The following is a 13,955-nucleotide window of genomic DNA, read 5'->3' as shown; positions in this document are numbered from 1 at the left end:
GGGAACTGCCGCCATCGGGGGACGGCCTTGAAGGGGGGAACGGTCTGCGGGGATTGGTTCGGCAACCATCAGGCGTTTCTCTCCCCGCCCTACACTAATTTCGAGACTTCGATTGTCTCACCTTAGGTTGGCAGAGAGGGGCCAGAACCGACGGGATGGGGAGTATAGTGGGTGAGCTTCGCGAGATAGACGCGCTCGCTGCTACAGTGCTTGCGCTTGAGGCATAGGCGGTGCCGTTGGAAGACCTCACAGGCACCGCCGATCCTTCGGCGCAGCCGAACGATGTGGCCGGCGGGCCGGGGAGATGTCGAGTCGGCCATCAAGTGGGCGATGCCGTCGAGCAGGCTGGCGTAGGGCACGATAGCGACGCGCTAGGAAGCGGTTGTAGGCGCCTCGGTGGGGCGGGATGATCTGCATCATCGCCGACGGCCGCAGCCGCATCACGGCGGTTCTGGCGACAAGCGATGCCCGCGTCGCGGGCAGCTCGTTCCGTCGCCACGCGTGGGGCCGCGAAATGGAGCCCGGAGCACGGCGGCAGGCCGCGGCAGGTGATCCACGAAGCGGACGCGGTGGTGGCGGCAGAGCTAGCGCTTCGACCTCTGCGCGCTGAGATGCGATGCTGGGCGCCGTGCCCCGCCAGGCGACCTCTTTTTTGCCATCCGCGGCAGCGGCGGCCGGTTCGCGGGCATCGTAGCGCCTCGCCACAGGTAGGCGACCAAGCCGACGCGGCGGTGTGCTACGGGGGCGGTTGAGCGGCCTGGGGCCGGCTCGTCGATCGAGCGCGAGAGCAGCGCGGTCCGGGTTGGCTGAGGGAGCGCCATCAAGCGGATTCGGTCACTTCCAGGCCGTCAGAGTGGCGCCAAGGCATGTGGGCCACAAAGCGGATGTGCCGAGGCGCGCGCTCAACCCAGTCCGCGGCCTGCTGAACAACTTGATCTTGCATAAGATTACCGATGTGAACGTGGTCGGCCAGTTGCGCCGGCAAGTGGGCGGTATCGACGACTCGCTCTGGCAACGGCTGCCCTCGCTGGCGCCCGGCCAGGCGATCGTCTCGCTCGGCAGCATGACGCGGCCGCTGCTCGTCGCCGTCGATCCGGCGTCCTGCCGCCTGCGCATGGTGGACTGAAGGCAGGTCCTCGCCCCCATCGATTCGCGTCTGCCACGCCTTCGTGGCGACCCGACCGCCGCGTACGGGCGACGGGTGATCCGGCATCGGGAGCGCCGACCCCCGCCCCGCGAGTACGGTTCGTGCGGCTCGGCGCTGCGGCGGATGCGAGGCTCAGGCGGGGCCGGCTTCGGGGTGCGCAAGCATGCCGCGCAGGAAGAGGCCGGCGTAGGCACGGGCGCGCTCGTCCGGGCTGCGGCGCACGAAGAACGACGGCTTGAACGACGACGCCAGGAAGTCTGCCGTCAGCTCCACGTCCAGATCGGCGCGGAAGATGCCGGCCGCGATCCCGCGCCGCACCAGTGGTGCGATGCGCGCCACCGGGTTCAGCTCCATGAACAAAGGGATGCAGGCCGGCGGCATGTGCCCGCCCAGCACCGCGGCCATGTCGCCGAAGTGCTCGTGCAGTTGGAAACCGCGCCGCAGCAGCGCTTGGATCGCCTCGATCGGGTCGTCAAGCGCCGAAGCGCTGTCGATGTTGTCGCGGATCTGATCGACCATCTCGGTCACGATCGCGACGATCAGGTCGTCCTTCGTGGGAAAGTTGCGGTAGATCGTGCCCACACCCACGCCGGCGCGTTCCGCGATCTCCTTCATCTCGGCGTCGGGGCCGCGCTCGCGCAGCACCTCGTGCGCCGCCGCCAGCAGGCGGGCGCGGTTGGCGCGGGCGTCCGCACGGGTCGGCGACTGGTCGATGGTCATGAACCAACAGCCTCCGCGATGCCGCCGGCCGCGCCGCGCGCCATCCACGGAACGTGCCCCACCGATCTGCTTCGGAGAGGGGCGGGATGCGATCAACGGCCGATGGACCGGTTTCAGTATAGAGCAAAAGTACGGGTTGACAAGGAAGCGGAACTCGTATTCCAATTAAACGGAACAGTGATTCCATTTCCGTCAAGTAGAGTGTAGCACAGCTTCAGCCACGTTCGCCGTCCGGGCCGGCGCTCGCGGCATCTCGGAGGATCGGCCATGAGCGTTGCTTCATCGTCCGCATCGTCAGCCGCCACCGCCTCGCCCGGAGCCCTCGCTCGCTGGGCGCGTTTCGCCGTGCGCCACCGCAAGGCGGTGGTGATCGCCTGGGGATTGGCGCTGGTGCTGCTGATCGGGATGGTCATCCCCTTCGGCGGCAGCTTCGCCTCCGACTTCTCGCTGCCGGGCACCGAATCGCAGAAAGCGCTGGACCTGCTCAAGAGCCGCTTCCCGACGCAGGCGGGCGACAGTGCCCGCATCGTCTTCCAGGCGAAGTCCGGCATCAACGACCCGGAAATCAAGGCCCGCATCGACGGCGTGCTGCTGCAGGCGAAGGGGCTGAGTGGGGTGGTCGGCGTGCAATCGCCGTTCGACCCGAACAGCCAGGCGATCTCGCGGGACGGGACGGTCGCCTTCGCCACCTTGCAATACGCCAAGCAGGCCGACGCACTGCCGACGAGCGACGTGGACCAGCTGCTCAAGCTGGTCGATCGCTCGAAGGGGAACGGGCTGACGGTTGAGGCCGGCGGCCAGGTGGTCGAAGCGACGGAGACCGAGCCGCCCGGCTCGACCGAAGCGATCGGCCTGCTTGGCGCGGTCTTCATCCTGCTGATCGCCTTTGGCTCGGTCGTGGCGATGGGGCTGCCGCTCGCCACGGCGCTCGTCGGGATCGGCAGCGCCTTCGCCCTGGTCGCCTTCAGCGCCCACTTCCTCTCCTTCCCCACCTTCGTCACCGCGTTCGCCTCGATGATCGGCCTTGGCGTGGGCATTGACTACGCGCTGTTCATCGTCACCCGCTTCCGCGAGGGCCTGCACGCCGGCCGCAGCGTCGAGGACGCCGTGGTGCTGGCCATGGGCACGGCGGGCCGTGCGGTGAGCTTCGCCGGCATCGTTGTGGCGATCGCGCTGCTCGGCCTGATTGCCGTCGGCATTCCCTTTATCGCGGCGGTGGGCATCGGCGCGTCGATCGTCGTGGCGATGGCGGTCGTTGTCGCGCTGACGCTGCTGCCGGCGCTGCTCGCCTTCGCCGGCACGCGCGTCGACCGCTGGCAGCTGCCGCTGTTCAAGACCAGGGGCGCGGGCGACGCGCGCGGCTTCTGGTTCAGATTCGCCGGCGGCATCCAGCGGCGGCCCTGGTTGTGGCTGGTGGTCTCGCTCAGCGCGCTCGTGGTATTGGCGCTGCCTTTCTTCCGCATCCATCTCGGCTTCTCCGACGCGGGCAACAGCCCGACCTCGCTGCACTCGCGCCGCGCCTACGATCTGCTGACCGAGGGCTTCGGCAAAGGCTTCAACGGCCCCTTCATGGCCGTCGTCGATCTGAAGGGCGCGGGGCAGAACGGGCAGGCCGCGCTGGGCAACGTGGAGCAGGCACTGAAGGCCGCGCCAAACGTGGCCCAGGTCTCGCCGCCGATTCCGAATGCGGCGGGCGACGCCGCGATCATGACGATCACGCCGCAGACGGCGCCGCAGGACAGCGCCACCGAGCGGATGGTGCGCGACCTGCGCAAGAGCACGCTGCCGCCGGCGGTGGACGGCAGCGGCGCACGTGTCTATGTGGCCGGCCCGACCGCGGCTTTCGTGGACATCGGCGACCGCATCGAGAGCCGCATGCCGCTGTTCTTCGGCGCGGTGATCGGCCTGAGCTGCCTGCTGCTGATCGCGGTCTTCCGCTCAGTGCTGGTGGCGCTGAAGGCGGCCGTGATGAACCTGCTTTCGATCGGGGCCAGCTACGGCGTGGTGGTGGCGATCTTCCAGTGGGGCTGGTTCTCGAACATTGTCGGCGTCAAGGCCGGTCCGATCGAGACCTTCCTGCCGATGATGATGTTCGCCGTGCTCTTCGGCCTCTCCATGGACTACGAGGTCTTCCTGATCAGCCGCATCCGCGAGGAGTACACGCAGACGCACAACAACGCGGACTCGGTGGGCCACGGCCTTGCGGTCACGGCGCGGCTGATCACGGCCGCGGCGGCGATCATGGTCGTCGTCTTCCTCACCTTCGTGCTGGGCGATAACCGCATTATCAAGGAGTTCGGCATCGGCCTGGCGACGGCGATCTTTGTCGATGCGACGATCGTGCGCCTGGTGCTGGTGCCCTCGACCATGGAGCTGCTTGGCGACGCCAACTGGTGGCTGCCGCGCTGGCTGGACGCGCTGCTGCCGCACCTCGATATCGAGGGCAGCCGCGTGCGCGCCGCCGCAAGCGAGTCCGCAAGCGCGATCGCGGCCGCGGACTGATGCCCCCCGACCTGGCGTCGACTCAAGGGACGCCCTCAGCACACCTGCTCAGGTCATCCTTTACACCGGCGGGCAGTTCGGCTGACCAAAGACCGCCTGAGATGCGCGAGAGCAGCTCCCCCCATCCCAGGACCCATCCAGGCGCGGGATGGCGAATCTTGCGCCTTACAGCGCCCCTGGCTATGCTCGGCCTTTCTACTCTTCCCGGAGGGCCGGGGTCATGCCAGCGACCAAGCGGGTGCGCCGCCGGCCGACTGACGATTGGACGGACCTCCAATTCCGGCTTACCTGGCCGGAGCAGGTGCAGTACGAGCTGATTCGCCCCGTCGTGCTCTTTGGGCTCCCGCCGACGGCACGTGCGGAGCAGACCGGGGTATCGCCCCGCACGCTTGCGCGCCACGCCGACCGCTTCGAGGCGGAGGGGCTGACCGCCTGCTTTGACCAGCCGGCGCCGGCGCGCCTGTCCGCAGACATCCGCCAAGCGCTGCGCGAGCTGAAAGCAGAGTATCCCGGTTTGGGGCTGCGGGAGTTGGTCGGCATCTGCGCGGTGCGCTTCGGCCGTCGGCTCAGTCATCACACGGTCGCCCGCGTGCTCGCCGAGGCGCCGCTGCCAACATCGGCGACCCGCCGCTTTGCCCCGTACCATCAGCTCCCGAACGCCACCGAGCGGCGGTTGGCCATCATCCGTCTTCATGTTGAGGGCTGGAGCGTCCAGAGCATCGCCGGCTATCTGGAAACCAGCCGGCCGACGGTCTATACCGCCCTGCGGCGCTGGGTGTCCGAGGACTTTGCCGGTCTCCCGGACAAGTCGCGTGCCCGCAAGCGCCGGGCGCTGAAGGTGGACTTGCGCACGCTGGAGACTGCTCGCCAGCTCCAGGAGAATCCCGAGTTGGGCGCCTTCCGGCTGCACAGCCGCTTGAAGGAGGAGTTCGGCATCGACCTCAGCCGCAGCACCTGTGGCCGCATCCTGCAGCACAACCGGGCGCTGTACGGTTTACCGGGTCCCCAGAAGCAGCCGACGACGCCCAAGGCGATGCCGTTCGCCGCGCGTTACCCGCACCAGTACTGGACCGTCGACCTGCGCTACATCGATGTCCACCGCATCGACGATGACCCTGTGTACTGCATTTCCATCATGGACAACTACAGCCGCGCCATCCTGGCCAGTGCGCTCTCGCGACGGCAGGACCTCAACGCCTACCTGGTGGTGCTCTACGCCGCGCTCAGGGAATACGGCTGTCCCGAGCAGCTGGTCAGCGACAACGGCAGCATCTTCAAGGCCGAGCGGGCCACGGCCATCTACGTCGCGCTCGGCATCGAGCACAAGCGCATCGAGCACCATCAGCCCTGGCAGTCCTACATCGAGACGACCTTCAACGTGCAGCGGCGGATGGCGGACTGGGACTTCGCCAAAGCGACGAGCTGGGTGGCGTTGCAGCAGGTGCACGACCGCTGGGTGGAGCAGTACAACGCCCAAGAGCATTGGACACACCGGGCCCGCCGGCCGGAGCGGCGCACGCCGGCGAGCGTGCTGGCCTGGGTCATCGGCAGACCACAGGAGCCGGCCGAGCTGGCGCGCCTCTTCGCGCCGGTGCGCTACGAACGACGGCTGGACCGGGCGGGCTACGTGCAGTTTCGCCGCTGGCGGGTGTACGGCAACCGGGCAGTGGCCCGGCAGGACGCCCTGGTGTGGCTGTCGGAGGAGACGCTGACGGTGGGGCACGGCGAGGAGCCGCTCGCCTATTACACGGTGAAGGTGAACCGCCGCGGCGAGCTGACCACGGAGACCGCGCCGCGCGTACTTCCAGCCCGCTATCAGGCCGAGCAAGCACCGCTGTGGAGTTGGACGCCGGAGTCCGACGAGTGGCGCTTGGCGCTGCCGGTGCCGCCGCGGCGACGGCGTTGGCGCCGGCGACCCGCCCCAGCCAGCGGGGTGCAGGGCTGTTTCAGCGAGCAGGTGGCGGTCGGCTGAGGGACGTCGACGCTAGCGCGGTATACTGCGGCGCGGCACGGGACAGCGACCAGCACGGAGGGCGAGGCATGGGCGAGCTAGACGGACAGGTGGCAATTGTGACCGGCGGCGGTCGGGGCATCGGCCGCGCCGTCGCTGTTGCCCTGGTACAGGCGGGGGCGGCGGTGAGCGTGGCCGCCCGCAGTGCCGACGAGCTGGCGGACACGAGCAAGGCGATTGCCACAGCCGGGGGGCGGGTGGTGGCGGTGCCCACCGATGTCCGCGATGCGACCGCGGTGCGGCACCTGGTCGCGGAGACGGAGCAGCAGCTAGGGCCGGTCACCCTCCTGGTGAACAACGCCGGCACACCGGGACCGGCCGGCAACGACTGGGAAGTGGATGCCGAGCAGTGGTGGGAATGCCAGGAAGTGATTGTGCGCGGCGCGTTCCTCTGCCACCAGGCGGTCGTGCCCGGGATGCTGGCCCGTGGTGGCGGGCGCATCATCAACATGGTGAGTGTCACCGGCACGCGGGCCTACCCGCCCATCATGGCGACGTCGGTCGCGAAGACCGCCTTGCTGCGCATGACGGAAGGCTTGGCTCAGACCGCCGGTCCGCACGGGGTGCACGTCTTTGCAGTCCATCCCGGGGTGGTAAAGACCCGGCTACTGCTGTCCTACAAGTTCGGCTTGCCGGAGAGCGTCTATGCCCCGGCGGAGCGGGCGGCCGACCTTTGTGTGCGGCTGGCCTCGGGGCGCTACGATGCGCTCTCCGGACGCTTCCTTACAATCGACGATGACCTCGACGCGCTTGGGCAGCGGGCAGCGGAGCTGGCACAGCAGGAACAGCTCCTGCTGCGTATCAAGACGTAGCCCTCCTGGCTGCGGCCGGTATCGCGACGATGCAACGCGACGTTTGCCAACCGAACTGCCCGCCGGTGTAAAGGATGACCGGAGCAGGTGTGGCCCTCAGCGCGCGCTGAGGGCGTCCCACCGCCGGTCTGCGCGGCACAGCGCGGCCACAACAGAGGGTCAAGCCGCGGGGCGTCTTATGGACGGTCGAACAACTGTACGAAAGTATCGTGCGCCGGCAAGGACGCACAGGAGAAAATGGAGAGGAATCAAGCGCCGGCTGATCCACGCCCCGGGTGCTCCGCGCGTTGTAATTTGGCGATCTCAGCCTTCGAAGCGGCCACGGCACGGGTTGCGAAGTCCAGGATCAGCGAGAGTTCGGCGTCGGTGTAGCGCGTGTACAACGTCTCCATCGCCTGCTGCATCGACGAGAACAGCGGCAGGAGCTCGGCTTCCCGTTCGGAGTTCCGCGTGATGAGTACGCGGCGGCGATCGCGAGGATCCGCTTCGCGCCGCACGTAGCCAGCACGTTCCAGGCGATCGACCAGCCCCGTCACGCCGCCGGTGGTCAGTCCGGTCAGCTCTGCCAGCCGCCCGGCCGTGACGCTGCCGTCCCGGCTGAGGAAGCCGAGGCTTTCCAGGTCGGTTGCGCCGATGCCGAGACGGTTGGCGACCGCCTGACTGAAAAGCACGCTGTAGCCGCTCACCTCGCGCAGTGCTTCGGTCAGGGCGGCAACAAGCTGAGGGCGACGGGGAGATTCGCGGCTTGACATGGCCTGCCATTCATCTTAGTATCTAAGTATCTTAGATACTAAACAAGTGAGCCGATGAGACAATCATCCGGGCACAGTATAGCCGCCGCCGGGACTCGGCCCAAGCCAGCGGCGCGCCCACGCAGCACGAGGAGCAGGAGATGAGTATCGGCACCGCCACGCTCGAAGCCCCGTCGCGCAATGGCATGCACGCGGCGACCGCCTACGCGCTCAGCGTCAGCCAGCTGGTGAAGCGCTACGGCGAGTTCATCGCCGTCAAGGGGATCAGCTTCGCCGTGCAGCAGGGCGAGATCTTCGGCCTGCTCGGCCCAAACGGCGCGGGCAAGACGACGACGATCGAGGTTATCGAAGGGCTGCGCGAGGCGACGTCTGGCGAAGTATCCGTGCTGGGCCGCAGCATCACCGCCGACCCGCGCGGCGTGAAGCGGCTGATCGGCGCCCAGTTGCAGCATTCCGACTTCTTCGAGCACCTGCGGCTGACCGAGCAGCTCGATTACGTGGCCGCCTGCTACGACACCCGCTGCGATGCGATGGCGCTGCTGCGGGAAGTGGACCTGGCGGACCGCCCGAAGCTGCGCGTGCAGCAGCTCTCCGGCGGCCAGCAGCAGCGCTTCGCCATCGCCGCGGCGCTGGTCAATGACCCGCCGCTGGTGCTGCTGGACGAGCCCTCCACCGGCCTGGACCCGAAGGCGCGCATCGACCTCTGGCGGCTGATTCGCCGCCTGCAGAGCGAGGGCCGCACGATCCTGCTCTCCACCCACTACATGGAAGAGGCCGAAGAGCTGTGCGACCGCGTGGCGATCATGGACCAGGGCACCATCGGCGCCATGGGTGCCCCGGCCGCGCTGATTCAGCAACTACTTGAGACGGGCTACCGGCGGCCCGCGCCGGTGCGGCAGGCGACGCTGGAAGACGTCTTTTTGTCCACCACCGGTCACGGCTTCGGTGAAGGCGAGGAGGAGAAGTAATGCGAGTCTTTCGCGCGACACTCGATAACCAGATCAAGAGCTTCTATCGCGACCCGCAGGCCGTGATCTGGACGCTCGCCATGCCGCTGCTGATCATGCTGGTGCTCAGCCTGTTCAACCTCCACGCCGTCGGTCCGGGCGGGGTGAAGCGCAACTATATGGACCTGCTGCTGCCCGGCATGATCGCACTCACGGCCACCAACGTGGGCTTCAACAGCGTGATCTTCGGCATCACCCGCTACAAGGAGCGTGGCGTGCTGCGCCGGATCAAGGCGTCGCCGGCCAGCGCGATGGCTTTCGTCAACGGCATCGTTGCCAGCCGCGTGCTGATGGTGGCCGGCTCCTGCGTAATCACCTGGGCGATCGGGCGCTTCGTCTTCCAGGCGCACGTGACCGGCAGCACCCTGGGCTTGATTGCGCTCTCCATCATCAGCGCCCCGGCGTTCATTGCGATCGGCATGATCGTCGTTGGGCTGGCGAAGAACGAGGACCAGGCCGGGCCGATGTCCTTCCTCTTCTTCCTGCCGATGTTGCTCTTCTCCGGTCTCTTCGTCTCCCGCGCCGGCCTCAACGGCGGCGTGGCCTGGGTGACGCACGGTCTGCCGATGACCTACCTGGTGGACGCGTTGCAGCGCGTGTCGTTCGGTGGCCAGGGCTTCTCCTCGGCGCTGTGGACGGACCTCGCGGGCATCGCGGTCTGGGCGCTGATCGCCACGGCGATCGCCACCCGCACCTGGAAGTGGGAGTCGTAGGTCACACCTGCGCTGTTCCACAACGAATGCGGCCCTTCTCCGCGCGGAGAAGGGCCGCATTCGCTTCTAAGACATGGTTTCAAGACCGGCGTTCAGGTGCGATCGCACACCTACAAGCGGGAACTCGAGCCGGTTTTGAAACCATCTGTAAGTGCCCTGGCGCGCCTTCAGCCGCGCGAGGGCAGCGCGACCGTGGCCGTGCCCGGCGCGCAGACTTCGCCGCGCTGGTTCTCCTCCCAGATCTCGCAGTCGGCCAGGTGCTCGCCCCTGGCTTCGTAGACGCGGGTGACACGGCCGCGGCAGGTGAGCGTGTCGCCGGCGAATCCCGGCCGGCGGTTGCTCCAGCCGAACTTCTTGAGCAGGCCGCGCGGGCCGATCCAGTCCATCAACATCTGCACGAGGTAGGCGCCGTGCAGATGCCCCTGCACCAGCACGTCGGCGTGGCCCTCCGTCTGCGCGTACTCCCTGTCGTAGTGGATGCGGTGCGCGTTCCAGGTGACCGCGCTGTAGCGGAAGAGCGTCACCGGCGTTGGGTGCTTGGTGAGCGGTGGAATCTCTGTGCCCTCACGCACGTCCTCGATGAACAGGCGTTGCTGCGGCGGCGCGGCTTGGGTCATTGAACGTGGCTCCGCTCAGCGCATGATCGCCGTCTGGCGGCAGGTGACGAGCAGCTCGTCGCGCTGGTTGACGTAGCGCTGCTCGGTGATGATCAGCACGAAGGGACCGCTGCGGCCCTCGCGCTGCTCCATGCTCTCGGTGCGCGTGAGGCAGCGAACGACGTCCCCCGGGCGCACGGGCTGGTGAAACTCCAGCTCCTGGCCGCCGGCCATGCGCCGCCGCGCGTTGCCCTCGGCCTGCTCGTTGCGTCGCAAGCCGAGGCCGTCCCTGCTCAGCTCGCCCTCCTGCGGCCCGACGCCCCAGGTGATCACGGCCGTGAGGTAGTTGGGCGGCGCGACGATGCCGCCGTACGGCGTTTGCTTTGCGTAGGCTTCGTCGAAGTAGAGCGGGTTCAGGTCGCCAACGGTGAGGGCGTAGCGCTGGATATCGAGCAGCGTGATCTCGCCCAGCAGCGTCTCCTGCTCGACGCCGATCTGGGCGCGCAGCTCGTCCGTGATCAGACTTGGCGTCGTCAAGGCCGGTCTCCCTGCTCAGGCGAAGGCAGCGATGTGCGTCAGCTCGCGGCCGATGATCAGCTTCTGGATCTGCGAGGTGCCCTCGTACAGCCCCAGCGCGATCGCGTCCCGCAGATAGCCCTCGACCGGGTACTCACCCACGTAGCCGACGCCGCCGTGCACCTGGATCGCGTTGCGCGCCGCGCGCACGGCGCACTCGGCGGCATAGTATTTGGCCATCGAGAGTTGCAGCGGCGTGACCGTGCCGCGGTCCTTCATGTCGGCGGCGCGCAGCACCAGCAGGCGGGCGGCGTCCGTCTCCGTCGCCATGTCGGCGAGCAGTTCCTGCACGAGCTGGTGGGCGGCGATCGGCTTGCCGAACTGCTGCCGCTGCGTCGAATAGGCCACGCAGGCGTCGACGCAACCCTGCGCCACGCCCACGGCGCAGGCGGCCGTACTCAGCCGCCCGGCATCGAGCGCCGTCATCGCCACTTTGAAGCCCTGGCCGATCTGGCCGAGCACATTTTCCCGCGGCACGCGGCAGTCTTCGAGGAAGAGCGCCGAGGTGTTCGAGGCGCCGAGCCCCATCTTGCCTTCGATCGGCCGGGCGCTGAAGCCGGGCGTGTTCGTGGGCAGCAGGAAGGCGCCGATCCCCTTCGAGCCGGCGCCGCGCTCGGTCTGCGCGAAGAGGATCACGAAGTCCGCCACGCCACCGTTGCTGATCCACATCTTGGAACCAGTAATCGCCCACTCATCGCCGTCGAGGGTGGCGAAGGTCTCCATCGCCGCCGGGTCGCTGCCGTGGTCTGGCTCGGTGAGCGCGTAGGCGCCAATCCACTCCGCGGCACAGAGCTTTGGCAGATAGGCCTGCTTCTGCGGCTCGCTGCCCCAGCGCTCGATCGTCTGTGAGACGAGCGAGATCTGCACCGTGAGCGCCGAGGTGAAGACGGAGGCGCTGACCTTGCCGATCTCCTCGCAGATCAAGCAGTAGGAGACGCTGTCGATGCCGGCGCCGCCGTACTGCTCAGCGATCGGCCCGCCCAGCAGGCCGATCGGCGCCATCTTGCGCATGACCGCTTCGGGGAAACGGTCGTTGTGCTCGTTCGCCTTGACGTGGGGCGCGATCTCGCTCTGGGCGAAGCGGCGCGCCGTGTCGCGGATGAGCTGCTGGTCCTCGCTGAGGCTGAAGTCCACGACCTGCTCCTGCGTTCGCTGCTCCCCGCGCTGTGTTCCAATCGTAGACAGCGATAGGAGACAGTCAAGGGCGGCACGGCCGCCGCCCGGCGCCAGAAGCGCGTTTGACCGCAGTACGGCGGAATGCCAGAGTGATCGCACGAACGCGCGAGGCGCGGTACCCCCGATCGCGCCGCTCACCTGGAGGCTGGCGATGAAACCCTGGCGGTCCGGCGCGCTGCGCGCCGGCGTGCTCTGCGGCCTGGCGCTGGTGCTGGCCGCGTGCAGCAGCAACAACAACAAGAGCGGCAACAACGCACCCTCAAACGCGGCGAACGCACCCGCGGCCACGCGGGCAGCGAGTGCAGCGGCGACTCAGGCGAGCGCAGCCACCGCCGCGGCCCCGGCCGCTTCAGCCGCGGCCAGCACCCGCGCCGCGACGGCCGCCGGCACGGCGGCAGCGGCCAGCGGGGCGACGAAGACGGTCAAGCTCGGCGCGGCCTTCAGCCTCACCGGCGCCGCGGCACAGTACGGCGTGACGCAGAAGAACGGCGCCCAGCTCGCCGTCGAGGAGATCAACGCCGCCGGCACCGTGCCCGGCGTCAAGCTCGACCTGACCGTGGAAGACGACGCGAGCACCAAGGACCAGGCGATCACCGTCTTCCAGAACTTCATCACACAGGACAAGGTCGCCGCGATCCTGGGACCGACGCTCAGCAACTCGGCGCTGGCCTCCGACCCCGTGGCGCAGCAGGCAAAAGTGCCGGTGCTCGGCGTCTCCAACACCGGCACGGGCATCACCGAGATCGGCGACTTTATCTTCCGCGACTCGCTCGCCGAAGCCGATGTGGTGCCGCAAACCGTGGCGAAGTCGCAGCAGAAGCTCGGCTTCAAGACGGTCGCCATCCTCTACGCCAACGACGACGCCTTCAGCAAGGCCGGCTACGACGCCTTCAAGGGCGCCCTGGACAAGCAAGGCATCAAGATCATCGACACCGAGACGTTCTCCACCAGCGACAAGGATTTCTCCGCCCAGCTCGCCAAGGTGAAGGACGCGAAGCCCGACGCGATCGTCGTCTCCGCGCTGCTCGATCCCGCCGTCGGCATCAGCACGCAGGCGCGCAAGCTGGGGATGATGCAGCCGATCATCGGCGGCAACGGTTTCAACTCGCCGGCCTTCATCAAGGGCGCGGGCGACGCGGCCGAGGGCGTGATCGTCGGCGCGGCCTGGAACTCCGGCAGCAGCAACCCGCTCAGCCAGAAGTTCATCGCCGCCTACAAGGCGAAGTACAACAGCGACCCGGATCAGTTCGCGGCGCAGGCCTACACCGGCGTCTACATCATGGCGCAGGCGATGAAGATCGCCGGCAGCACCGAGCGCCAGGCGATCCGCGACGCCCTGCCGAAGGTCAAGGACTTCGACACGGTGCTCGGCAAGTTCAACTTCACCGAGAAGCGAGACGCCTTGCACGACGCCGTGATTCAAGTGGTGCAGGGCGGCAAGTTCGTGCCGCTGCAGTAGCCGCCGCTCGACCCTCACCCCCGGCCCCTCTCCCAATCCTGGGAGAGGGGAGACGCGGCGCAGCCACGCCGAGAAGGTGTCGGGTTAACCGCAAACCGGTCGGAACGCTCCAGACTGGATCGCCCTTCCCCCAGGATAGGGGGAAGGGACGGGGATGAGGGCGTGTGAGCCAGCAACTGATCAACGGCCTGTTCACGGGCAGCATCTACGCGCTGTTCGCCGTCGGCTACACGCTCGTCTTCGGCATCCTCGACATCCTCAATTTGGCGCACCAGGCGGTGTTTATGCTGGGCGCCTTCGTGGCGCTGGAGCTGGTGCTGCACCTGAAGCTCGAAATCTTCCTGGCGCTGGCGCTGGCGATGTTGGCCGCCGGCGGCATCGGCATGGTGCTCAACTACGTGGCGTTCAAGCCGCTGCGCCGCCGGACCGACACCTACTTCTCCGGCATGATCAGCAGCATCGCCATGGCCACGATCTTCGAGGC

The 13,955-nt window shown here is 67.9% G+C and carries 13 protein-coding genes; 8 read left to right on the top strand and 5 right to left on the bottom strand.

All coding sequences use genetic code 11. The features are described from left to right. Nucleotides 1-931 precede the first annotated feature (931 nt). Nucleotides 932-1,126 (top strand): hypothetical protein, encoded by a 195-nt coding sequence (locus tag VKV26_18585; GenBank protein ID HLZ71915.1) that lies wholly within the window; start codon nt 932-934, stop codon nt 1,124-1,126. 153 nt (nt 1,127-1,279) lie between these two features. Here VKV26_18585 and VKV26_18580 read toward each other — a convergent pair whose 3' ends face one another. Further along, on the bottom strand, nt 1,280-1,867 hold the full coding sequence (locus VKV26_18580; GenBank protein ID HLZ71914.1) for a TetR/AcrR family transcriptional regulator: 588 nt from the start codon (nt 1,865-1,867) through the stop codon (nt 1,280-1,282). A gap of 267 nt (nt 1,868-2,134) precedes the next feature. Between VKV26_18580 and VKV26_18575 the strand changes: the two genes are divergently transcribed. The 3 genes from VKV26_18575 to VKV26_18565 all read left to right on the top strand — a co-directional run bounded on the left by VKV26_18575 (nt 2,135) and on the right by VKV26_18565 (nt 7,192). Then, nucleotides 2,135-4,369 (top strand): MMPL family transporter, encoded by a 2,235-nt coding sequence (locus VKV26_18575; protein HLZ71913.1) that lies wholly within the window; start codon nt 2,135-2,137, stop codon nt 4,367-4,369. A 220-nt stretch (nt 4,370-4,589) separates the two neighbouring features. Then, entirely contained in the window at nt 4,590-6,341 is a 1,752-nt protein-coding gene (locus tag VKV26_18570) for a helix-turn-helix domain-containing protein (GenBank protein HLZ71912.1), read from the top strand. Nucleotides 6,342-6,409: 68 nt separating this feature from the next. Further along, the gene (locus tag VKV26_18565; GenBank protein HLZ71911.1) at nt 6,410-7,192 is read left to right on the top strand and encodes an SDR family oxidoreductase; all 783 of its coding nucleotides are present in this window, start codon (nt 6,410-6,412) and stop codon (nt 7,190-7,192) included. A gap of 248 nt (nt 7,193-7,440) precedes the next feature. Here the strand turns inward: VKV26_18565 and VKV26_18560 are convergent, their stop codons facing one another. Continuing rightward, on the bottom strand, nt 7,441-7,944 hold the full coding sequence (locus VKV26_18560) for a MarR family transcriptional regulator (protein ID HLZ71910.1): 504 nt from the start codon (nt 7,942-7,944) through the stop codon (nt 7,441-7,443). A gap of 140 nt (nt 7,945-8,084) precedes the next feature. On the opposite strand from VKV26_18560, the gene VKV26_18555 reads away from it, so the two are divergent. Continuing rightward, nucleotides 8,085-8,912, top strand: coding sequence for an ABC transporter ATP-binding protein (locus VKV26_18555; protein ID HLZ71909.1), 828 nt, complete (start codon nt 8,085-8,087; stop codon nt 8,910-8,912). Beyond that, on the top strand, nt 8,912-9,664 hold the full coding sequence (locus tag VKV26_18550; protein HLZ71908.1) for an ABC transporter permease: 753 nt from the start codon (nt 8,912-8,914) through the stop codon (nt 9,662-9,664). Before VKV26_18555 ends, VKV26_18550 begins: the two co-directional genes overlap by 1 nt. Nucleotides 9,665-9,831: 167 nt before the next feature. Here the strand turns inward: VKV26_18550 and VKV26_18545 are convergent, their stop codons facing one another. The 3 genes from VKV26_18545 to VKV26_18535 are packed head-to-tail and all read right to left on the bottom strand — an operon-like array spanning nt 9,832 to nt 11,970. Next, nucleotides 9,832-10,281, bottom strand: coding sequence for an acyl dehydratase (locus VKV26_18545; GenBank protein ID HLZ71907.1), 450 nt, complete (start codon nt 10,279-10,281; stop codon nt 9,832-9,834). 15 nt (nt 10,282-10,296) lie between these two features. Next, complete coding sequence (locus VKV26_18540) at nt 10,297-10,797, bottom strand: MaoC family dehydratase N-terminal domain-containing protein (GenBank protein ID HLZ71906.1); 501 nt, start codon at nt 10,795-10,797, stop codon at nt 10,297-10,299. Nucleotides 10,798-10,812: 15 nt separating this feature from the next. Next, complete coding sequence (locus tag VKV26_18535) at nt 10,813-11,970, bottom strand: acyl-CoA dehydrogenase family protein (protein HLZ71905.1); 1,158 nt, start codon at nt 11,968-11,970, stop codon at nt 10,813-10,815. A gap of 193 nt (nt 11,971-12,163) precedes the next feature. Here VKV26_18535 and VKV26_18530 point away from each other — a divergent pair, with 193 nt between their 5' ends. Continuing rightward, nucleotides 12,164-13,471 carry an ABC transporter substrate-binding protein gene (locus VKV26_18530; protein ID HLZ71904.1) on the top strand — a complete coding sequence of 436 codons (1,308 nt, stop codon included), beginning with the start codon at nt 12,164-12,166 and terminating at the stop codon, nt 13,469-13,471. Nucleotides 13,472-13,635: 164 nt separating this feature from the next. After that, a partial coding sequence (locus VKV26_18525) for a branched-chain amino acid ABC transporter permease (protein ID HLZ71903.1) occupies nt 13,636-13,955 on the top strand: 320 nt, incomplete at its 3' end.

Source organism: Dehalococcoidia bacterium, assembly GCA_035310145.1.
Lineage (GTDB): Bacteria > Chloroflexota > Dehalococcoidia > CAUJGQ01 > CAUJGQ01 > CALFMN01.
This window is presented reverse-complemented; position numbering and strand designations above follow the sequence as displayed.